This is a genomic window from Streptomyces sp. BE303, from assembly GCF_036290945.1.
In the GTDB taxonomy this organism is placed as follows: Bacteria; Actinomycetota; Actinomycetes; order Streptomycetales; family Streptomycetaceae; genus Kitasatospora.
Map to the genome: position 1 here is coordinate 1 of NZ_JAQYWZ010000900.1, position 22,153 is coordinate 22,153.

Consider the following 22,153-nt stretch of genomic DNA (forward strand, 5'->3'; position numbering starts at 1 on the left):
CCCGCCCGGCTCCAAGAACCGCCGCCCCGCGAACCGCTACGACGTGGGCCTGCTCCTGGCCACCGGCGAGCCCTACCGCCGACCGGCTCATCACAAGGTCGGCACCAAACCCCGCCGCACCGGATAAATCACAAGCTGAGCGGCTGTGTCTGAACCTTCCGCGCCTGTTCAGAGGGGGTTTGGCTGCCGAGGGGCTTCTGCCGATGATCGTCGCTTCATACGGTTGGGGGTCGTGTCTCGCCGGTGACTGGGCCCGGCGGTCAGGTGGTGAGTGTGGTGATGGCGTCGCCGATGTACTTGGCGCCGAGGATGCCGAGGACGGTGGTCATGATGGCGGCGTTGTGGACGGACATCCAGGCTTTCCAGCCGTCGAGGGTCTTGGCGGAGCGTTCGCCGCCCAAGAGGTAGACGGCCAGCGGCACGGTGGTGCACAGCGAGGCGACGGCGACCATGAGGGCGGCCGCGACGGTCTTGCCGCCGGTGCCCGCGGCGCTGCCCGCGATCACGAGGGCCCCGCCGACGACGAGGACCAGGTTCTTGGGGTTGGCGACGGCCAGCGCCGCGGCGAGGCCGGCGGACTTGGCGGGGGTGAACCGGTCGATCGCCTTCATCCACCCGGGCGGGGCCGCGACGTGGCCTTCACGGGGACGGCCGGTGAACTGCTTGACGGCCAGCAGGACGAACACCACGCCGAGGGCGAGCTTGACCCAGCCGGTCCACGTGGCCGGGGCCCCGTCCCCGCCCGAGGCGTCTGCGCCGGAGCCGGCCAGGACCAGCAGTGCGGTGGCGGCGGCCAGGGACAGGGTCCAGCCGGTGGCGAAGGCGATGCCGTTGGTGCGGCCCTTGGGGGTGGCGAGCATCAGGATGACGGCGATCAGCGGCAGCGGGCTGATGGCGATGCCGACGGCGGAGGGCAGCATCTGCCCGATCGGGTCCCCCACGGTCAGCTTCCCGCGGTCAGTGCGGGCAGCGTCCAGGTGCCGTCCAGGACGGCCGGATCGGCCGCGTACATGCGGATGACGACGGTGAACGGCCCGTTGGGTGCGGGCAGCCAGTTCGCGGCCCGCTGCGGGTCGGCGGGGCGGGTGTGCTGCACGTGCAGGGTGAGGCCGCCGTCCTGGTCGTAGACGAGCCCGGGGGTGCGGTCGCCGATGGAGTAGCGGTCGGCGGGGTTCTCCACCAGGAGGCGTTCGGGCAGGCGGTACATGGTGGCGGACCAGAAGAACCGGGCCTTGGGGAGCCGGTCGGCGGTGAAGTGGATGGTGTAGTCGCGGCTCGCTGCGTTCGGGGGCCGGTTGCCGGCGTCGTCGGTGACCCACCCGCCGTACCAGGCCTCGGCGGCGGGCAGCCCGTACAGGCCCTTGTCCGCGGCGACCGAGCGGGTCAGGTAGTCCTCGCCCAGCTGCTCGCGGGTGCCGAAGAAGGAGCTCGCGTCGGTCGCGGAGTCCAGAACGGCGGCCAGCCGCTCGCGGCCGTCGGCGATGCCCTGCTCCATGGCGGTGCGGACCTCGGGCGCGAGGTCGGCGGGCTCGAAGGTTCCGGAGCCGTCGACGCCGAGGGCGGCCAGGCGCTCGCGCAGGTCCTTCTGGGCGGGCAGGACGGGGAAGAAGCCGAGAAGGAAGTCCAGCACGGTGAAGAACTCGATGCTGGTGCCCGCCTCCTCCCGCCAGACGGGCCAGTCGGGCTCGGGCGCCGGGGCGGGGGCGTCGTGGCCGGTGAATGCGCTCAGCGGCCGCAGCCGGTACTGCTCCTGGACGGCCTTCAGGTCCGCCACGTCCGCGTCGGTGATCCCGGCGAGGTAGGTACGGCCCACGCAGCCCACGAGCTGGGTGTCCGCGTGCAGCACCCCGGCGATCCCCTCGGGTGCCTGGCCGTCCCAGCCGGGCCCGGCGATCAGGTGGTCGCCCGCGTCCTGCCCGGTGGTGCGCGCGCCGACGAACCCGACGTAGGTGGTGTCGAGGTCGTGGAAGGGCATCACGTAGTAGCGGTTCATCACCGGCACCGACAGCACCCACGGCTCCGCGCGCAGGTCCAGCCACGCCCACGAGTACGGGGTGTCGTTGTTCGGGGTGACGACGTCGGTGTTCTCCGGCCGGGACGGCTGCGGGTAGTGCCGGAACGTTCCGAACCCGCCCGCGTAGCGGTGGTCGTCCGCGTCGACGGCCTGCGCGTACATCGTCCGATAGTTCTCCAGCATCGGATGCCCGTACAGCCAGCCCCGCGCCGCCGTCTCCCGTACCGCGTCCAGATCCGCACCGTTCATGCGCCGCCACCCTCTCCGCAGGAATATGCCCTATTTGTACTATCTGTGACCGGGGAGGCGCGGCACCGGCACGCAGGCCCGTCAGCACCTGACACCGACGGCAGGCGCGCCCCCGGCCCGGGATGCGTGGGCGGGGGATCGCCCATAGCGTCTGGGCATGGGCGATGACGTGAGGCTTCCCGGCGGGCTCGGTTCGGTGCGGATGGACGGAGAGCTGCCCGAGCGCGAGGACCTGGGCCTGGTCTTCGACGAACTCGACCACCAGATGGCCTGTCAGGCGTACCTGTGGGCACTGCCGCTGGTGTCCTACGCGCAGTGGCAGCAGGTGCACCGGGAGGTGTTCGGGGCGGGCCCGTTCGACCTGGTCCATTACGTCACGTACCGGGACCGGCTCGGGCTGATCACCGCAAACGCCACCACCCCCTACATCCTGAACTTCGTTGACCTTGCCAGCACCGGCCCGCTGGTCATCGAGCTCCCGGCCGGCGCGACGGCGGGCGGGGTGTCCGACTTCTGGCAGCGTGAGATCGCGGTGATGGGCGAGATGGGCCCCGACCAGGGACAGGGCGGCCGCTACCTGGTCCTCGCGCCCGGGCAGCAGGCTCCGGCGGACACCGAGGGGCTGCGGGTGCTGACCTCCACCGGCACCAACATCATGTTCGGGTTCCGCACCCTGGACCCCGACCCCGGCCGCTCCAGGGAACTGGTGGACGCGGTCCGGCTCTACCCGCACGGGCAGCGTGACAGCGCGTCCGCCACCCGGATCGTCTCCCCGGACGGCCGGCCCTGGTCCGGCGACCAGCCGCGCGGCCTCGCCTACTGGGAGCGCCTGCACGCCATCTACCAGGACGAGGTCGTCGACGAACGCGACCGCTTCTTCCTCGCCATGCTCAAGCAGCTCGGCATCGAGAAGGGCAGGCCCTTCGCCCCCGACGAGCGCCTGGTCCGCATCCTCACCCGGGCCGCCGCCGCGGGCGAGCTGATGGCCCGGGCGAACTCCTTCGCCAAGCGGTTCGACGGCTCCCGGTACTGGGACGACCGGCAGTGGGATTTGGTGCTGATGCTGGACCGCTCCGACCAGCGCGCCGAGCACCACGACCAGCTCCTGGAGCGCGCGGCCTGGTTCTACGAGGCCGTGAGCTTCTCGGCCGCCATGAAGAGCCGGACCCCCGGCCAGGGCCAGGCATACCTGGCCACCTACACCGACACCGACGGCCAGTGGCTCGACGGCGGCCGCTCCTACACCCTGCACGTGCCCGCCGACGTCCCCGCGAAGCTGTTCTGGTCGGCCACCGTGTACGACGCCGCCACCCGCTGCCTGATCGACAACCCCCAGCAGCGCGGCGACCGCGGCTCGCGCGATCCCGACCTGACCTGCAACGCCGACGGCTCGGTCGACCTGCGCTTCGGCCCCGAACCCCCCGCCAGTGGCGAGTCGAACTGGGTGCAGACCCTGCCCGGCCGGCACTGGTTCTCCTACTTCCGGTTCTACGGACCCCTGGAGCCGTACTTCGACCGCACCTGGAAGCTCGGCGACATCACCCCCACCTGACCCGCCGCCCGGCGCTCCCACGGCCACGGGAGGCACCAGGTGCAACCGGCCTGATCAGGCTGCCAGCGGTCCCTCGGCCGCCGGGGCCAAGCGGGTCTGGTGCCTGGCCAGGCGGCGGGTCATCAGAGTGATCGTGGCCCAGTTGCGGTGGGCTTCGGACAGCCCGGGCCCGGGCGTCTCCGCGCACACCGTGGTCCTCACGGTCGAAGGCGTCGTCGCCCGCGACTTCGTGGAGACCCTCGTGCTTCCCGACGGCCGCACCGCCCTGGTCCAAGGGGATGTGTCTGGCCACTGCGTCGAAGCGGGACTGCTCGCCGTCCAGGCCAAGAGCGCCGTCGTCGCACTGCGCCTGGGCCGCCGACAGCAGCTGTCTGCGGCCCAGTGGTTCGCCGGCCGGCCCTGGACGTACTCGGCCTCCGAGGCGCTCAGGCCCGGGTTCTCGACGGCTGTGAGTCGTGCGCCGGCCCGGGAGCCTGCCGCCTGCCGGGCGGCAGACTCGGGCGTCGCGAAGGCCGCGCCCGCCGAGGCGCCGGCGGCGATACCGGCGGCGATGGTGAGGCTGACGAGCGACCTCGTCATCGAGCTGGACCGCATGTGCATCTCTCACGGGATCGTGGGCGACGTCCGGTGCCACCGAAGGGCCGATCGCCCACGTATCAGGTTCGTCTCTGCCGACCGCGCCGAGCAGCCGCCGATCGGGCTCCTCCCCACCGGATCACCCCCGGCTCGACATGGACCGGAGCCCGTGACGGCTCCGGTGGGCGAGCCGGGGTCAGCCCGGGCGGGCCCGGACCGCCAGTCGTTGACGACGCATCACCCCGCCCCGGCCGGACGCCACCCGCGTGGCCGGGAACGGTCGGAAGGCGCCCCGGCCCACGACGGCCGCGGCCGCCGCGCGGCTCGGACTGACGGACGTCGGCCTCCGGGAACCGGAGGACCTCCGGCGGGCACTCGCACCGCTCCGCTGCTGAGCCGGCGGCGGCCGCGCGCATGCCCAGCCCGGTGAGCCGCTCGGCGCGCTCGGCCGCGATGGCGCCCCGTCAGCGACGGCTGTCGGCGAGGAACAGAGCGAGGCTTCACCCCCGCGGTGCCTACCGCCGTCCAGGGCGAGCCGCTCCCCGTGCTTGCGCGGGGCGGTTCGGGCGGCCTTCGCGGGCCCGGACTGGGCGGCGGCAGCCGGGCCGACACCGGGGCCGGGACCAGCTCCCTATCGGCTCCTCACCGGGTCCCTCGACGCGCGGGAACGGTCGGACGGCCCGTCACGATCTGCGGGGAACCCAGGCCGCGGCTCACCACCCGGCCCTGGTCCCGGTGTGAGACGGCGGCACCGGACCGGACCAAACGAGACAACACCGGCCTCCACCCCCAGGGGACGGGATCACCTGGGATCCTCGACCGCCCGCCGTCTCACGCGATCCGGATCGCCACAGGTCACAGCCCTACCCGCCGACCAGATCGCTCGGGACGGGACACCCGGGGCCCGCGCCTGGCCGCTGCCGGGCCGGTCGCGTGCCCGTCCGGTGCGCGGCTGCCAGCCGTCGCCGGCCCGCGGGATCGGGCCGCCCGGCCCCCGCCTCGCCCTGGTTGCCGCTGCTGCTCCCCGGCCTGTATCCGGGCCGGTCGCTGTTCCTGGCCGCAGCCGCTGACGCTACTGCTCCTGGGGGTGTGGGTGTCCGCCGGCCCGTCCCCGGGGGTTCTGCCGGAGTTCCGCCCGTCCGCGAGGTGAAGAATCGGCCACGATAAGGCTCCCACTCCGGCCCCCAGCAAGGACGGGAGAGGTTCCGGCATACGATCATCGGCGTGAACGCACCGGACGGCATAACCCAGTGGATGGTCCATCACCTCTGGAAGGACACGACCCACCAGGTGGCTGTCGTCGTGCTCTTCGCCGTTGGTTTCGTGGCACTCGTCCGAATCGAGCGGGGACGCCGGAGCGCCAACCGCTGACCTCTGGCCCCTGACTGCGGGTCCGGCCGGTCGGTTACGGGTGTGGCTGGCCGTTGCTTCGGTTGTAAGTTCTCGGCTCTGTTCGGGGCGTCGTGGGCGTGGTGGCTGCCCGGCCCGGCCCGGCCCGGTCCTGGACCACCTGCCCCTTGCGCGGCCCCTGGACCGGTCCCGGTCCTGCCCCGGCTCTGCCAGGTTCGGGCCCGGCGGTTCCCGGCGGTGCGGTGTGGGGTTGCGGGCTCTGCCTGCCGGTTCACTGGCTGTTGTTGTGTGTCCGGGTCGTGGTGCTGTTGTCGTCCGGAGCGTGGCGCCGGCCGCTGCGCGTGCCCGGATCCCCCCGGGGGCGTCTGCCGCGTGCCGGGGAGCAGGGGGCGGGGGGCGAAGCCCGTGTCGGGGGTGAGGCCTGTGCGGGGTGGCGGTTCGGGGGCCGGGGTGTGTGGTTCATGGGGCGGGCCCCTCACCGTGGTGCGGTGAGGGGCCTGCGCTCGGGACAGGGTGTGTCAGGTGGCCGGGTTGAGCAGCCAGCGTTGGTTGGCACCGGGGTGGCAGTCCCAGATGCCCAGGCGTGTGCCGTTCGTGGTGGCCCACTGGGGCAGTTCGAGGCAGCGGCCGGAGTGGGGGTTGTAGAGGCTGTTGTCGGCGCGGCGCAGCCATTTCTGGCCGCCCTTGAGGTTGTCGCAGTCGGTGAGGACGACGGGGGTCCCGTTGCCGGTTCCCTCGTCGCGGACGGTGACGCACTTGTTCTGGATGATGAGGGCGTGGTTGTCGGTGTTGAACCGGAATTGCTGGTTCGGGCCCCTCCAACAGTCCCAGATGCCGACCTCCGTGCCCGCGCCGAGGTTGTCGAGGCATTTCCCGCCGTCGTGGGCGCTGTGGATGGAGATGGTGGTGCCGCTGATGGCCAGGTTGCTGACCTGCGGGTCGGTGAGCGCGTAGGGGTAGGTGCGCACGTCGCCGATGGCGCCGTGGAAGCCGTCCTCGTCGGGGTAGTAGTTGGTGGTGGCGGCGCCGATGGTGAGGGTTCCGCCGCTGCGCCAGGGGTGGGGGTTCTTGGCGGCGCCGACGGCTCGTCCGTTGACGTAGAGGGTCATGGTGGCGGACACGGCGTTGTAGCTGCCCACGAGGTGGGTCCACTGGCCGACCTGGGCCTGGGCCTGGGTCGTGCCGCCGGCGAGGTAGTAGGTGCTGGTGTGGCGCCAGTCCTCGTAGGGGGCGACGAAGGCCCAGGTGCCGGCGGCGGCGGAGTACTGGAGGTAGAAGGGGCTGCGGTCGTTGCCGTTGAGGGAGAGCACGGTGCCGTAGCCGTTGGCGCTGTCGAGTCTGGCCCAGGCGGCGACGCTGTAGCTGCGGAGGGTGTCGATGCCGGGTGCCTGGGAGCTGCGGTAGTAGCTGCCGCCGTCGAGGGTGGAGGCGTTGTCGACGGTGGCGTTGCGGTCGGCGGTGAATCCGGGGCTTCCGCTGCGGACGAGCGGGTTGGTCAGGGTGCTGTCGAGGACGGGTGCGCCGGGGTCGGTGTGGAGGGTGTTGTGGCGGTCGAGGTTGTACCAGTCCGGGGTCACCCGGATGTTGGCGATCGAGTCCGGGCCGGCGTCCCAGCCGATGCCGGGGCCGGCGGAGTCCGTGGTGCGGTGTCCCCACCAGATCTGGATGTCGCCGGTGTCGGCGTTGCGGCCCCACAGGGCGGGCGAGCCGTTGCCGAGGAGGTCGCCCTCGGAGCCGAGGACGGGCCAGGTGGCGACGGGGACGTTGCCGATGACGGTCGTGCCGGCGATGCCGGTCAGTGTCGGTACGGCCAGCGGGAGACCGTTCTCGTCGAGGACGGGTTCCCCGAAGTCCGGGTCGACGACGTCGAGGGTGCCGGTGGCGAAGGTGTGGGCGGTCAGCGTTCCGGAGTTCGGGTCGGCGCCGGCCGGGCGGAGGTTGCGTGCCCACAGTCCGGGGTGGCCCTGGCCGGCCCAGTCACCGGGGGCGAGGAGCTCCATGTCCTTCCATCCGCCGGACGCCAGGCGCACGGGCTGGCCGAACTGGTTGGTGGTGGTGGCGGGGAAGAACCACAGGGCGGCGTCGCTGCCGTCGCTGTTCGCCTCGACCGTGATCAGGCCGGTCTTGTTCTTGAACTCCAGCTTGATGTCGAGGTCGGTGTGGACGGGATCGCCGAGTGCGGCGACCCGCAGGGTGCGTGACCAGTCGTCGGCGTAGCCGGTGCAGTAGGCGGAGTCGTTGGGCGGGCTCACGCAGGCGGGCCGGCCGAGCGGGGCCTTGCTGTTGTAGCGGCCCGTGGAGCGGGTGTTGCCGGGGTTGCCGTAGACGAAGAGGTTCGGATCGTCCTTGACGTGGACGAACAGGTCGTCGACGTGCTTGCCGCCGGTGAGCGCGCCGCGGTGGCTGTACTGGACGGCGTCGCTCGCCCACGTCTGCCGGTTCGGGGTGTCGCTGGGGACGGCGGCGAGTGCGGCGCTCGGGCTCTTCGTTACGGTGTTGCCGGGGATGCTGTAGGTGCGCAGGTTGCCGGCCTGGTCGGCGGTGAGGATGTCGGCGGCGCCGTCACCGGTGACGTCGCCGAAGACGGGCTGCGGGCCGTCGGGGTTCCACGGGACGTAGAAGGCGTACTGGGAGACCGGGGAGACGTTGCCGGCGTTGTCCTGGACCTGGATGTAGAGGATGTTGGTGCCCCAGGCGGTGGGATAGACCGGGATGGCGCTCGCCGGCATCGATGCGCCGCACTGCCAGGAGGCGCCTTCGAGTTGCGGGTCGAAGCTCCAGCGGGCGCACACGACGCCGGAGGTCTGGCCGCCCGAGGGGTTCGGGTCGACGGGGGTGTAGGGGACGTGGCCCCACTGGTTGGAGCGCAGCGCGGTGCTCTGCCCGTTGCCCGAGGGCGGGAACTGGGTGGCGAGCGCGTCGTCGGACAGCCGGTCGTAGAGTGAGGGGACCTGCACGGTGGGCGGGGTCTGGTCGACCCCGAAGTGACAGGTCGGGGTCGAGGCCGACATGGCCACCAGCGCGTCGCTGGACATGATGCTGTAGCCGTAGACGTGGCCGTCCTGGATGACGCCGGCGGGGACCTGGTAGGCCGCGTTGCTGTTGTTGCCGACGGGGCCCGCGTAGCCGAACGCGACGTCCGGGACGCCGGGCAGGGTGTAGTCCCAGATGTGACTCCAGGAGTAGAGGGTCTGCTGGACGGGGCTACTGACGGTCGCGTTCAGTGTGACGTTGCCCAGGTCCGATCCGGCGCCCAGCCATCCCCATCCGTTGCCGTCGCAGCCCTGGACGGTCTGGTTCGGCGACACGGTTCGCGGGGTGGGGTAGGTGTAGGGGTTGGTGGGGGCGTTGGGGGCCCGGTCGTACTCGACCTCGACGACGGGCTGGTAGTCCAGTCGTTTGAACGCGAGTTTGTCGTTCTCGTCGCCCTCGACGGTGAAGGACATGCTGGGTGCTCCGCCGGCCCAGGCACGGTAGGCGTCGGTCACGTTGTACGTGAACTTGGCGGGGTTGGCGCAGCCGGCGTTTCCGGATCCGGCGACCCAGGCGGTGTCGCCGACCTGGCCGCCCAGGTGCCCGGGGGCGTTGTTCCACGTCGTGCCGTAGCCGATGGGCCGGTCGGCGACGAACAGTTTGAGCGGGTAGCTCTTGTCGCAGTCCCAGTTGGAGGACTTGGCCTGCCACATCGTCATTTCGGCGCTGTTGATGATCGCGCCCTCGAAGCCGTGGGTGTCGATCTGGAAGAACGCCCGTTCGAGACCCGTCTTGACCTGGTAGTCCTGCTTGCCGACGCCGGGCCGGTTGTAGGGCTCCTGGGTCGTGGCGGTCTTGAGGTAGTTGTTCGTGTTCGGGTAGGCGGACTGCGTCCAGGTCCAGCCGTTGCCGGTGCGGTCGTCGTGGATCCACCCGGGGTCGATGAACCAGGGACCCTCGCCGTGGGCGAGGATGTCCTGATCGGGGTTCAGGGTGATGCCTGCGGTGCCGGCGGTGGTGGGCATGACGGCGACCCGGGCGTTGCTGCCAGGTCCGTCGACCGTGCTGGCCGCCGGTGCCTCGGGGTCGTCGGGGGCCGTGGCCTGCTCGGCGCCTCGGGCGCCCGCGGCGCCAGCGCCCTTCAGCGCGGAGGGGGCCGCGGTGGCGGACGGGGCGGGCCCGGAGGCCTGGACCGGTGGTGTGGTGGTGCTGTCCCACATCCGGGGGGCGGGAGCGTGCCAGCGTGTCGTGCCGTCCTCGGCTGTGGCCGTGAGGTTGTAGGCGGCGTCCGACGTGATGGTCACGCCGGTGGTGGTGGCGGGGAAGGTGACCGACCGGAGCGCGGGGTTGGCCGCGGCGGCGGCGTTCTTCACCACCAGGACGGTGCCGAGGCCGCCGAACTTGGTGACCGTGGCCTTCAGATCGATGCCGGGCGCCACATCGGGGTAGAGCACCGCGTCACCGTCCTCGTCCACCGTTCCCTGGGTCAGCGGGAAGGGGGAGTGGAGCGTGATCTGCTTGCCGTCGGAGCTGGTGAGGGTCGCCAGTGCCCCGGGGCCGCCGCCCGACAAGTGCACGCCCGCCCCGGGCGCCTTCGGGCGGAATCCGCCCTTCGGGTCGGCGACGAGGGTGGCGTCGAGGGGCACCCAGGCCCCGTTCTGCCGGACCCGCTGCCGTTCCAGGTACTGGGACTTCCTCAGGCGGCCCTGCGGCGTGGCGACGGTCTCGCTGTAGTCGTCCGTCAGGGACTCCACCGCCACCGCCTTGCCGGTCGCCTTCGCCTGGGCGATGGCCTTCTCGGCGTCCGTGGCGGGCGGGCGGATCTTGGCGTGTTCGGCGTCTGCCTCGGCGATCACCTCGGCGAGGCTCTTGGGTGCGGGCGGCGCGGCCGCGAGCGCGGACGGCGCGGGCAGGCCGACACACAGCGCGATCCCGAGGCCGAGCGCGGGAAGGCGCAGGACCGCGGGGCTCGCGCGGCGCGGGGCGGAGCGTGGTCTGGGGGGCGTGGGCACGGCGAAGCCTTCCCGACGAGGAAGTGGTGCGGACGCGGCCGGGCAGGCACTGCGCACAGGACAGACGCAACATGTCGCCCCCGGTGAGGGACCGTCAATGGTTCGCGTGCGGCAATGTACTGATTTGGCACCAGTTCGCACCGTTCGCATAGGGGTGATTTAAATCACCAGGGACGAGTCTTTATCGACTCCTCGACATGGGATGTAGGCGACCCATAAGGTCGGCTGGCCTTTGATCAACTAGCCGTGTCCCCGGGCGCGGTCACCAACGGAGGGTGGACGGTGTTCTCTCACCGTGCTCGCTCGGCCCGTCGACGGGCTGTCAACACGCGACGCTCACGAACCGCGATGCTCAGCACCCTGGCGGTCGTCGCATCCTTGGTGGTGCCCGCAGGGGGAATCGCGTTCGCTGCGGCCCCCGACTACAAACGGGTCTGGTCACCGCCGAACACACCACTGCCCGGCACGGTCTCGGTCACCGGCAGCAATGCCGCGCCACCCGCGCCGGCCCGCGCCAAGCGCAGCCCGGCGGCCCCGCCCGTGGACAGAAGCGGCCGGCCCGCGCCCACCGGCACCGCGGCGGTCGAACTCGCACAGGCACCCGCCGACGGAACCACCTCCGCACGCTCCGACGGCCGCGGTAACACGCTCCAGGAGCCGGCGGCCGGGGCATCCTCGAAGGCCGGCGACCTTCCCGTCTGGCTGTCGTCCATAGCCGGCGCCGGGAACCCGGCTCCCGCCACCCGGACCGACCGCGCGGCGAACCAGGAGAACAACCCGAAGGTCAGCGTCGCGCTCGCCGACGCCACGACCGCCAAGGCCGCCGGGGTCAACGGCGCCCTCATCTCGCTCTCCCTCGCCGATCAGCGGGCCGGCGTCAAGACACGCGTCAGCCTCGACCCCGTCGCACTCGCCCCGGCGTACGGCGGCGACTGGGCCGGCCGCACGACCCTGGCCGCGATGCCCGCCTGCGCCCTGACCAGCCCGGGCGCCGAGCAGTGCCGCACCCGCACCCCCGTCCCCTCGCACTACGACCCGCAGACGAGGAAACTGGTCGCCGACGTCGACCTCCCCCCGGCCGCTCCCAGCACCTCCCCGCTGGCCAAGACCCCCTCCACCTCCGCCGCGGACACACCGGCCGCGCCACCCGCGACCGTCCTCGCCCTGACGAGTACCCCCGGAGGCGGCGCCGGGAGCTACAGCGCCACAAGCCTGGCACCCAGCCAGGCATGGTCGGCCGGCGGATCCTCCGGCTCCTTCACCTACAACTACCCCGTCCAGGTGCCCCCGAGCCTCGGCGGAGGGGCCCCGCAGATCGGCCTCTCCTACGACTCCTCGTCCATCGACGGCAAGACCTCCGCGACCAACTCACAGGCGTCCTGGATCGGCGAGGGCTGGGACCTCGGCTCCGGCTTCGTGGAACGCTCCTACCAGCCGTGCTCGAAGGCGGGCATCGACAAGTCCGGCGACCAGTGCTGGAGCGAAGCCAACCTGACACTCTCCCTGGCGGGCCACTCCGGCCAACTCGTCCCCGACGACGGCTCCTGCGACACCTCCGACCCGCGCAACGAACTGTCCAAGTGCACCTGGCGACTCCAGGCGGACGACGGCACCAAGGTCCAGTTCCTCACCGGCGCCACCAACGGCACCTGGAACGGCTCCTACCTCAAGGTCACCGACACCAGCGGCACGGTCTTCTACTTCGGACTCAACCACCTCCCGACCGAACAGGGCGCCCCTACGACCACGGGCCCCGAGAACCGCTCCGCGTGGACCGTCCCGGTCTACTCACCCAAGCCCGGAGACCCCTGCTACGACCCCGCCAAGGGCAACACCTCCTGGTGCCACAGCGCCTGGCGCTGGAACCTCGACCACATCGTCGACGTCCACGGCAACCTCACCACGTACACCTACGCCCCCGAGACGAACGTCTACGCACGCGGCGCAGGCCAGAACAACGGCACCGGCACCAACACGGAGTACACCCGCGCAGGCAACCTGCAGTCCGTCGCCTACGGCCAGCGCCTGTCCGACCAGCTGACCGCCAACGGCACCCATCAGCCCGCCGCCCAGATCGTCTTCGACACCGGCGAACGCTGCACCGCCGGCGAAAACGCCTGCCGACCGGAACAGCGCACACCCGCGAACGCCGGCAACTGGCCCGACGTCCCCACCGACCAGCAGTGCTCCGCCAACGACACCTGCGCCAACACCGGCCCCTCCTACTGGACCACCCGATGGCTGACCGCCATCACCACCAAGGTCCGCGTCAACGGCGAGTACCGCACGGTCGACTCCTACAAGCTCACCCACGGCTTCGAAGACCCCCACGACTACCCCGACCGCCCGAACAAGGACCCCAACGCCCCCGCCGAGGAGCTGCGGATCCCCTGGCTCGTGTCGATCCAGCGGACCGCGGAAAGCACCCGCAGCGGCCAGAACCCGGTCACCCTGAAGCCGGTCACCTTCGCGGCCATGCTCCTGCGCAACCGCGTCGACGGGCCGATCCCGGCCCGCTCCGACTTCTTCCGCCCCCGGATCCAGTTCATCACCACGGAAACCGGCGGCACCATCGGCGTCGACTACTTCCAGCAGTCGTGCTCCCGCAACGGCCACGTCATGCCCAGCTCGCCGGACACCAACACACTGCCCTGCTACAACGTCAAGTGGTACGAACCCAACCCACCGCACGACGCGAACGGCCAGCCCGTACCCGTCGACGACTGGTTCCTGCGCTACCCCGTCAAGAGCGTCACCGTCGACCCGCGCTCCGACTTCGTCCGCGGCTCCCTCACCCAGACCACCAGCTACACCTACGGCCCCGCGGCATGGCACCGCAACGACGCTCAGGGCACCGACACCGCCGTCCGCACCTGGGACCAGTTCCGAGGGTTCGCCTCCGTCACCGCCGTCACCGGCTCCACCGAGGACGGCCCGCAGAGCAAGACCGCCACCTACTACCACCAAGGCATGCACGGCGACCTCGACGCCGCCGGCAACGCCCGCAACCGCACCCTCCAAGGCCCCACCAGCGGTCCCGTCACCGACCACGACTGGCTCGCTGGCCAGGTCCTCGAATCCGACACCTACGCCGACGCCACCGCCGACACCCCCACCGCCAGCAGCGTCAACACCAGCGCCAACCCCACCGGCGGCGAACCCGCGACCACCGCGACCCACAGCCGCGGCCCCGGCCTGCCGGCCCTCAAGGCCCGCTACGCCGCCCCCCAGCAGAGCACCGTCACCGCCAGGGCCAGGAAGGCCGACGGCAGCTGGCGCACCACCACGGACACCACCTTCATCGACGAGACCGTGCCCTACCGCCCGTCGAAGGTGCTCCAGCAGGCCGACGGAACCCCGGACGTCTGCGTGCGGACCAAGTACGCCGCCAACCCGTCCTCGCCGATCACCAACGCCGTGGCCCAGACGCTCACCGTCTCCGGCCCGAACGCCTGCGACGCCACGCCCACGGCCGCGAACACCGTCTCCGGCGGCCGCACCCTCTTCGACAACCAGCCCTTCGAGAACCTCGGCACCGTCGCGTCCGCCACCAGCATCCAGGTACTGGAGAAGTACGACACGGGCGGCACCGCCCAGTGGACCACCACCGGACACAGCGCCTACGACGCCTACGGCCGCCCCACCACCGTCACCGACCCCACCACCACCGATACCGCCCACCCCAACGGCGCCGCCACCACCACCGTCTACGCCTCCGCCGCGCCGGGCGAACTCCCCAACAAGAACCTCATCACGGCCCCCGCGCCGGCCGGCACCCCCGAGGCCGCCACCGGCTGGACGTCCACCGTCACCCTCGACCCGACCCGCTCCCTGCCGCTCACCACGACCGACGCCAACGGCCGCACCGTCACCCAGACCTACGACGCCCTCGGCCGACTGACTGCCGTCTGGCAGGCCGGGCGCACCACCGCCGAGCCCGCCGACTACAAGTTCACCTACCGACTCACCAACGACGGCCCGTCGTCCATCACCACCGAGACGCTGCGGGCCACCAAGACCTACCACCAGTCGGTCCAGATCCTCGACGGCCTCGCGCGCGTCGTACAGACCCAGAGCGACCCGGCCCTCTCCGCCTACGCGGGCCGGATGATCACCGACACCTACTACGACACCCACGGCCGCGCGACCCGGCTCAACAACACGTACTACAACGGCCTCAACCCGCCGAGCACCACGCGCTTCGAGCCCGACGACGCCAAGGTCCCTAACCAGACCCGCAACGTCTACGACGGCATGAGCCGCGTGGTGGCCAGCGAGTTCCGGGCGTACGGCGTCCTGCAGAGCACCACCAGCACCTCCTACCCCGGAGCCGACCGCGTCGACGTCACCCCGCCGACAGGCGGACGGGCGACCAGCACCGTCACCGACTCGCGCGGCCGCACCCTCCAGCTCTGGCAGTACCGCACACCCGCCCCGACCGGCAACCCCGCCGACGCGGACGTCACGTCCTACGCCTACTCCCAGCTCGGCACCCAGACCTCCCGCACCGACGCCGCCGGTAATACCTGGACCTACGGCTACGACCAGCGCGGACGGCGCACCAGCGCCGACGACCCCGACGCCGGTGCCAGCACCACCAGCTACGACGCCGCCGGACGGATCGCCTCCACCACCGACGCACGCGGGCAGAGCATCGTCAGCACCTACGACCTCCTCGGCCGCAGCACCGGCACCTACAAGGACTCCGTCAGCCCCGCCAACCGCCTCACCGCCCGCACCTACGACACCGTCGCCAAGGGCAAACCGGCCTCCTCGACCCGCTACGTCGGCGGCCAGAGCGGCGCGGCCTACACCACCGCCGTCACCGCCATGGACACCGCCTACCAGCCCACCAAGTCCACGGTGACCATCCCCGGCAGCGAGGTCGGGCAGACGAACCCGCTCACCTTCACCTACCAGGCCGTCTTCAACCCCATCACCGGCGCGCCCACCAAGCAGGGACTGCCCGCGATGGGCGACCTGTTCGCGGAGACGGTCACCTACAACTACGAGTCCTACGGCCTCCTGCACGACATCGGCGGACTCGGCGGCATCGCCTACGACGTCCAGTCCGACTACGACGCCTACGGCCGGAACATCCGTTCCACCATGAACCCGTACGGCACCCAGATCGTCACCACCAACACCTTCGACGAGTCCACCGGACGCCGGCTCAGCCAGTTCGTCGACAAGCAGACCGCGACGACCGGCTCCGTCCAGCAGACCACCTACGCCTACAACCAGGTCGGCCGCATCACGGCCGTGCGGACCATTCCCAACAACACGCCCGCCGCCACCGACCTGCAGTGCTTCGGCTACGACTACCTCGGTCGGCTGACCACGGCCTGGACCGACACCGGCCGACTCCACCAGGAACCCAACCCCACGGTCGGAGGCCGCGGCGCCTGCGCCAACGCGACCCCCACCAGCGGCGCCCAGGCCCCGTACCAGACCACCGTCGGCGGCTCGGCCCCGTACTGGCAGAGCTACCAGTACGACCTGACCGGCAACCGCACCGGCATGGTCGCCCACGACCCCGGCGGCGACACCTCCAGCGACGTCACCACCACCCAGACCTTCCCGGCCCCGGGAACCCGCAACACCCCGACCACCGCGCCGGGCGCCGGCGGAGGCACGGGCGGCCCGCACGCCCTGCTCACCTCCTCCAACCAGGCCGGCGGCAACACCCCGACCACCAGCACCTCCCAGTACGACGCGGCCGGCCACACCACTGCCATCACCGACACCGCCGGCACCACCACGCTCACCTGGAACGGCGAGGACCGGCTCGAGTCACTCACCACCACGGGCCACGGCGCCACCACGTACCTGTACGACGCCGACGGCAACCAGCTCATCCGCCGCAACCCCGGCAAGACGACCATCAACCTGGGCAACGGCGACGAGCTCGTCTACAACACCGTCACCAAGGCCCTCAACGGCACGCGCTACTACCCCATACCCGGCGGCACCACCCTCGTGCGCCAGGGCGGCAACGAACTCACCTACCAGTTCTCCGACCACCACGGCAGCGGCACCCTGGCCATCAACGCCAAGACCCTGACCGAGAACCGCCGCCCCAGCGACCCCTTCGGCAACCCCCGCGGCACCCAACCCTCCGTCTGGGCCGGCGACCACGGCTTCGTCGGCGGAACCAAGGACGACGTCACCGGACTCACCAACCTCGGCGCACGCCAGTACCAACCCACCACCGGCCGCTTCCTCAGCCTCGACCCCGTCCTCGACCCCGGCGACCCCCAACAGTGGAACGGCTACGCCTACTCCGAGAACGACCCGGTGAACAAGTCCGACCCGAGCGGCTTGATCTCCCAAGAGTGCCGCGACTACCGGTGCGGCCAGATGAGCAGCGTGGACTACACCACCTTGCCCGACCCATCTCCGCCCTTCAGTTCTGAGGCTGGGACGGCCAGTACTAACAGCGGTGGTGGCGGCGGCTCCGGTGGCGGCGCTGGCGGAGCCGCCTCCAGCCAGGTGAACGCGAGCGCGAAGAAGGCCTCCGATGCGAAGGCCAAGGTCATCGATGTCGGCAAGAAGCTTGCCAAGATCGTCGCCGACGAACTGGGCATCACCGACGCCGTCAACTGCGTCACGACAGGGGATCTTGGGGCCTGCGGCGAGACCGCACTTAACGTCGTCTCCAGCATGCTCAGCGGCGGCCCCCTCACCAAGCTCCTCGCCAAATACGCCTTCCGCTGGAACAAGGCCTACGAGCTCGCCAAGTCCATCAAGACGCTCGCCAGCGAGCTCTTCGACGGGTTGAAGACCTGGCGCCGCGAATCCAAGGCCGCCAAGGAAGCTGAGGACGCAGTAACGGCGGCTTGCCCAATCCCAATTGCGGTACCGCACAGCTTCCTACCGACGACACCCGTCCTCCTCGCCGACGGCACCACCAAACCCATCGGAGAGGTCGTGGTCGGCGATCAGGTCCTCGCCACCGACCCCCAGACCAACACCACCTCCGCCGAAACCGTCACCGACACCATCGTCACCCCCGACGACACCCTCTTCACCGACCTCACCCTCACCTCCGACGCAGCTCCGCGCGCACCGCCCACCACCCTCACCTCCACCCAGCGACACCCCTTCTGGGACACCACCACCAACCGCTGGACCGAAGCCGCCGACCTCGAACCCGGCCACACCCTCCTCACCCCCGACGGCACCCCCGCCACCATCCAGTCCACCCGCAGCTACCAGACCACCCCCACCGAAGCCCGCGACCTCACCGTCAGCACCCTCCACACGTACTATGTGCTGGTCGGGGCCACGCCGGTCCTGATCCACAACATCAATGACCCGAACCAGGCTCTGTGTCCCAACCCGGGACAAGCAGTCTGGGACATTCCTGGCGGTTCGAGTGGCAGCATCGGTGCGGGACGAGTAATTCCCCCTACCATGCGGGCCGAGGCAGGCGTCGGGGTGCAATGGCAAGCGCCACAGATGGTTCCGTTGTGCTCATACTGCAGAACGAACGTGGCAAAGGCCGTTGACCACGTCGAACCTCGGATTAATGGCGGAGACCTAACAGACGCAAATACAACGCCTGCCTGCACTTTTTGCAACAGCTCCAAGAAGGATAGGGTGGCACCACTAAACCCTCCCCCCAACTATAGCGGCCAATGGCCGCCAGTCTGGTGGCCTGCTAACATGCAGGCAACCGTCGCAAATCCGCGAACGATACCATAGAAGCTTCCGGGCGGCGGGCCATCCCCTGATGGCCCGCCGCCTTACTCCTCCCATAAACGCCGGGATCAAGTATGCGCACCCTGATCGACGGAATAACTTATATTAGTCACGACAACCCCGCCCTGAGGGGCGAAATTCACCGCATGGCCATGGTCGACCTGGCACCCTTTGACCTCCGCGATACGCTTGAGCAGTTGTGGCTTCGCGAGGATCGCGCAGGCCGCTACGAGATCTGCTGCATTCCTTTTCTAGCCTACGGTTTGAACCTAGGCGACTCCGTTGAAATTGACGATAATGACAGGGTTGCGCGAGTGTTGGAAAGGTCCGGCCGTCGCACCATTCGCATTGCATTCTCTCGCGAACGCCCCGCCGCGGACAGTCGCCCACTTCTCGCGGAATCAATTTCCAGGGCATCCATTCCAAGTGAGTGGAATGACGATCATTACGTCGCAATTAGCCTCCAGGGTCCATCGGAGATTGACCCTATTCTCAATCCGATTTCCGATGAGATTTCTCGCGGGACGGCCTTCTGGGAATGGGCGGATATAAAAGAATTCAAGATCGGAAATAGCTAAATCTTATTCTCGATCTCGCAACCTGAACCCGAGGGGCCGACGGAGCGAGCCGCCTGTGGGGAGTCGACGCGCACACCTTGTGCGTCGAGCTGGGGACCGAAGCGGAACACACGCAGGTGTTGCGCTTCGGGGTCGGCGTCGAAAAGTTCAGCGGCGCGCGCAGCGCGCGCCGCTGAACTGCGCCGGGCAGCAAACGCCGGGCATGCGGGCTGACTGGCGCCCGGCCTCAGTGTGACCGCCCGGGCAGAGTGCAGGCGGAGAAGGTGGTCAGGTCATGCGACGGGATGCTCGGATGGCTCCAGAGCGGCCGGGTAGTACTCGAGCAGCAGCAGCAGCAGCGAGCGGAGCTGGTTGGTCAGCTGCTGGCGGTTCCAGACCGCGTCCTGCTGGGCGCGGGCCAGGACACTGACAGCCCTTGCGAGCTCGCTGTCGTTCGGCAATGTCCGGTGGGCGGCCATGTCGGTTCGCAGGATGTTCGCCAGCATCCTGGCGTCGGCCGGGTCGGACTTGGCACGGGCGACGCCGTGCCGGTCGCGGTAGCGGGCCGCAGCCAGAGGGTTGATCGCGAAGACCGGACGGCCACCGGTCCTGACCGCGGCCACCAGCAGACCTCTGCCGGTCTCGATCGCCACCGGTATCGGGGTCTCGGCGGTGTCGCCGTGCTCGGCGAGCAGGTCGAGCAGCACCCGGTAACCGGCCGCGTTGTCGGGGATCCGGACCTTGGCCAATTGTTGGCCGCTCTCGTCGACCAGGGCGATGTCGTGGTGACTCTCCGCCCAGTCCACTGCGCGCCCGATGACTGTCGACGGTCTCAGCGCATCAGGTGCTCGTAACTTGGGACGAGGAACTGCCCGTACTCGAATTGCCGCCCGAGTTCCACGTACCGCTCATACTGCTTCCGGGTGATTTGCGGGCCGTAAGTGAGCGCGCGTAGGAGGAAGCGGAACGCCAGGTCGGGGCAGGCGTGGACGGCGGCGTGGCTGAGTGCGGGCACCACACTAGGGATGGACTTCCAGACGAGTCCTGTGCCAGCTCCAGGAGGCCTGGAGTGACGATCATGATCTCGTCCAGGACGGCCCCTGTCAGGTGCTGGTACGGGCTAACCGGTACCTCCTCTGGAGGAGTGAGGCCCTCCGCGCGGAGTCGCGCCCGGCACAGCCGGACGACTCCCAGGAGCCAGTCGTGGGGGTCGATCCCCGCGTTCCTGAGCTCCAGGCGGCGCTCGCTTCCCACCGCCCAGAGCGTTTCGAACACCCAGGCTGGCACAGCCGGAGCAGCAACCCGGAGAGTGTCGATGAGGAGTGCCTCGACCAGGTGCGGCGGCATGCCGTCGGTGTAGTACGTCAGTGCCTGCGCCTCGGTGGCCCATTCGTCCCGCCAACTGTGGTGGAACACCTGCCCCAGGTGGGGCAGCCCGAACTCGTCCCCGCCGTATCTCTCAGTCATCACGCGTCACCCTCCGGCCAGCGGGAAGATGGAACCGATGATCCACTTCTTGCCATTGTGCTGGGGCGCCCTCAACAGCCGGACCTTGACCTTGGTTCCGGAATCAGCGGCGTTGAGACTGCCGCCCGGAGGGTACACCTTGCCCAGCGAGGTAAGGCGTTGGCCGTCCCTGATGACATCGACATCGACGATGACTTCCTTGAAGTCCGACGCGCCCGGCAGCTGTACGAGGCCCGCGACGCCGGAGCCGGCCAGGCCGAGCAGGAACGGATCCTCGCCGAAGGCCTGCGCGAGCACTACTTCAAGGACGGCGGCCACCGTGCCCGCAACCTCGACGTCGAGCTCAACGACATCTCCTGGATGGACCTGGAAGGGCTGTAGACACCCCGCCACACCTCCGTGTCACCGAAAACAATGCCCCGGCCGCCCCGCCCGAACGGGCCCGGAGGAGTGCGGCGCCCCAACATGGCGAGTGTTGTGCGACGTGGAGGGATTGCCAGGCCAACCCGACTCCCGCTCGGGTAAGGAGGAGTCCTTTGGGGCTTTTGGTCCCCGGGGTGAGCTCTACCAGGACCACTTCTTCCCGGCCGTGTCGCGGCGGGGGCCGGCCGAGCGATCGCCGGGACGGCGATCGGCTCTTCCTGGGCAGGGTTGCCTTGTGGAAACGGGCTGGGCTACGGGATTGGCAACCACTGTGGCCGCGCTCGTGGGGAGCGCGGCCACAGTAGAGCGGCTGATCAAGTCGTGGTGGTCAGCCGGCCAAGAATCCTAACGGAGGCTTCATGGCAACCCACATTCATTCGGTCGGTTTCCCAACCTGCGGCGGTGAGTACCTCTACGAGGGCGACAGTCATTGCCTCGAGCGCAGCACTGCCAAGTGGGATTGCCCTCTGAAGGGCAAGCTGCGGGGAGTCGATGAAGAGTTCCTTGAGCTCCGCGCTTGGCTCCCAAGTGGCGAAGACTCCACCGGAGCTGTCAGCACTTGTGTCGTAGTAGACGACGAATGTCGACGCCCCGGTCGTTGCTCCAGCCCAACTTTCGCCGCCCCGGATGACGGGCAGGCCGACGAACCGGAGGTCCTTCTCGACCGCTACGGCTCGCTGGACGAGAGACTTCTCGCCGTCCTTGTCCACTCGCGCGGGAAATGTCATGGCTCTTCCTCTGCCCCTGACCAGGGGGGATACGGGCTCGTAACTGGAATGCTATGGTGCGCCGACGGCGCGTCTCACCGATCAGCCCCCAATTTGTCGAACAAGTCGGCCCGATCTCGGCGTCTCGCCTATCGAGTGAATCGTGCACGGAATTGCACCCGTCTGACGCACTCTGGACGTGCCGGAGGCCGCACCCTCGGACTCGGATGCGACCTCCGTTGCTATGAAGGCTTAGCCGGGAAGCCTCTGCTCGCGCTCATTCACTGGCGGGTGTTGGGGCTAGTTAGAAGACGTCTCATTTGGGCTTGTAGGCTGGTCCGGTGACGATCGTGGAGCGTCTGGTGCCGGACGAGTTGTGGGAGTTGTTCCAGTTGGTGGTGCCGGCGGCGCCGACCCGCCCGCTGGGGGGTGGTCGGCGCCGCTACGGGGACCGCGAGGTGCTGGCGGCGATCGTGTTCGTCGCGACGTCGGGGTGCACGTGGGCCCAGCTGCCGCCCTGTTTCGGTCCGTCCGGGCCCACCGCGCACCGGCGCTTCACCGAGTGGAGC

11 protein-coding genes and 1 pseudogene are annotated in these 22,153 nt (G+C 69.9%); 6 read left to right on the plus strand and 6 right to left on the minus strand.

Translation table 11 applies throughout. The features are described 5' to 3' along the window. Window positions 1-260: 260 nt before the first annotated feature. Window positions 261-941 carry a GAP family protein gene (locus tag PUR56_RS35305; RefSeq protein WP_329951967.1) on the minus strand — a complete coding sequence of 227 codons (681 nt, stop codon included), beginning with the start codon at window positions 939-941 and terminating at the stop codon, window positions 261-263. A gap of 2 nt (window positions 942-943) precedes the next feature. After that, window positions 944-2,263 (minus strand): DUF1254 domain-containing protein, encoded by a 1,320-nt coding sequence (locus tag PUR56_RS35310; protein ID WP_329951968.1) that lies wholly within the window; start codon window positions 2,261-2,263, stop codon window positions 944-946. Between the two features lie 157 nt (window positions 2,264-2,420). Here PUR56_RS35310 and PUR56_RS35315 point away from each other — a divergent pair, with 157 nt between their 5' ends. Further along, window positions 2,421-3,815 (plus strand): DUF1254 domain-containing protein, encoded by a 1,395-nt coding sequence (locus PUR56_RS35315; RefSeq protein ID WP_329951969.1) that lies wholly within the window; start codon window positions 2,421-2,423, stop codon window positions 3,813-3,815. Between the two features lie 1,800 nt (window positions 3,816-5,615). Continuing rightward, window positions 5,616-5,762, plus strand: coding sequence for a hypothetical protein (locus PUR56_RS35320; protein WP_329951970.1), 147 nt, complete (start codon window positions 5,616-5,618; stop codon window positions 5,760-5,762). Between the two features lie 497 nt (window positions 5,763-6,259). On the opposite strand, the gene PUR56_RS35325 is transcribed toward PUR56_RS35320, so the two are convergent. Continuing rightward, window positions 6,260-10,726, minus strand: coding sequence for a LamG-like jellyroll fold domain-containing protein (locus PUR56_RS35325; protein WP_329951971.1), 4,467 nt, complete (start codon window positions 10,724-10,726; stop codon window positions 6,260-6,262). 348 nt (window positions 10,727-11,074) lie between these two features. Between PUR56_RS35325 and PUR56_RS35330 the strand changes: the two genes are divergently transcribed. Both PUR56_RS35330 and PUR56_RS35335 read left to right on the plus strand, forming a co-directional pair. Next, on the plus strand, window positions 11,075-18,433 hold the full coding sequence (locus tag PUR56_RS35330) for an RHS repeat-associated core domain-containing protein (RefSeq protein WP_329951972.1): 7,359 nt from the start codon (window positions 11,075-11,077) through the stop codon (window positions 18,431-18,433). A gap of 71 nt (window positions 18,434-18,504) precedes the next feature. Next, a complete protein-coding gene (locus tag PUR56_RS35335) occupies window positions 18,505-19,008 on the plus strand; it encodes a DUF4265 domain-containing protein (protein WP_329951973.1) in 504 nt (167 codons plus the stop codon). A 299-nt stretch (window positions 19,009-19,307) separates the two neighbouring features. On the opposite strand, the pseudogene PUR56_RS35340 reads toward PUR56_RS35335, so the two are convergent. Continuing rightward, a pseudogene (locus PUR56_RS35340) lies at window positions 19,308-19,823 on the minus strand (IS110 family transposase); the annotation flags it as partial. Continuing rightward, complete coding sequence (locus PUR56_RS35345) at window positions 19,820-20,002, minus strand: hypothetical protein (protein WP_329951974.1); 183 nt, start codon at window positions 20,000-20,002, stop codon at window positions 19,820-19,822. The pseudogene PUR56_RS35340 and the gene PUR56_RS35345, both read right to left, overlap by 4 nt. A gap of 611 nt (window positions 20,003-20,613) precedes the next feature. On the opposite strand from PUR56_RS35345, the gene PUR56_RS35350 reads away from it, so the two are divergent. Next, on the plus strand, window positions 20,614-20,835 hold the full coding sequence (locus tag PUR56_RS35350) for a hypothetical protein (RefSeq protein WP_329951975.1): 222 nt from the start codon (window positions 20,614-20,616) through the stop codon (window positions 20,833-20,835). A 356-nt stretch (window positions 20,836-21,191) separates the two neighbouring features. Here PUR56_RS35350 and PUR56_RS35355 read toward each other — a convergent pair whose 3' ends face one another. After that, window positions 21,192-21,605, minus strand: coding sequence for a hypothetical protein (locus PUR56_RS35355; protein WP_329951976.1), 414 nt, complete (start codon window positions 21,603-21,605; stop codon window positions 21,192-21,194). 320 nt (window positions 21,606-21,925) lie between these two features. Between PUR56_RS35355 and PUR56_RS35360 the strand changes: the two genes are divergently transcribed. Beyond that, window positions 21,926-22,153: transposase (locus PUR56_RS35360; RefSeq protein ID WP_329951977.1), on the plus strand; the 228-nt coding region annotated here is incomplete at its 3' end.

Excerpts from the sequence above, each read along its gene's own strand:
- PUR56_RS35310 (WP_329951968.1), bottom strand. The coding sequence starts at position 2,263 with ATGAACGGTGCGGATCTGGACGCGGTACGGGAGACGGCGGCGCGGGGC.
- PUR56_RS35315 (WP_329951969.1), top strand. The coding sequence starts at position 2,421 with ATGGGCGATGACGTGAGGCTTCCCGGCGGGCTCGGTTCGGTGCGGATG.
- PUR56_RS35330 (WP_329951972.1), top strand. The coding sequence starts at position 11,075 with ATGCTCAGCACCCTGGCGGTCGTCGCATCCTTGGTGGTGCCCGCAGGG.
- PUR56_RS35335 (WP_329951973.1), top strand. The coding sequence starts at position 18,505 with ATGCGCACCCTGATCGACGGAATAACTTATATTAGTCACGACAACCCC.
- PUR56_RS35355 (WP_329951976.1), bottom strand. The coding sequence starts at position 21,605 with ATGACATTTCCCGCGCGAGTGGACAAGGACGGCGAGAAGTCTCTCGTC.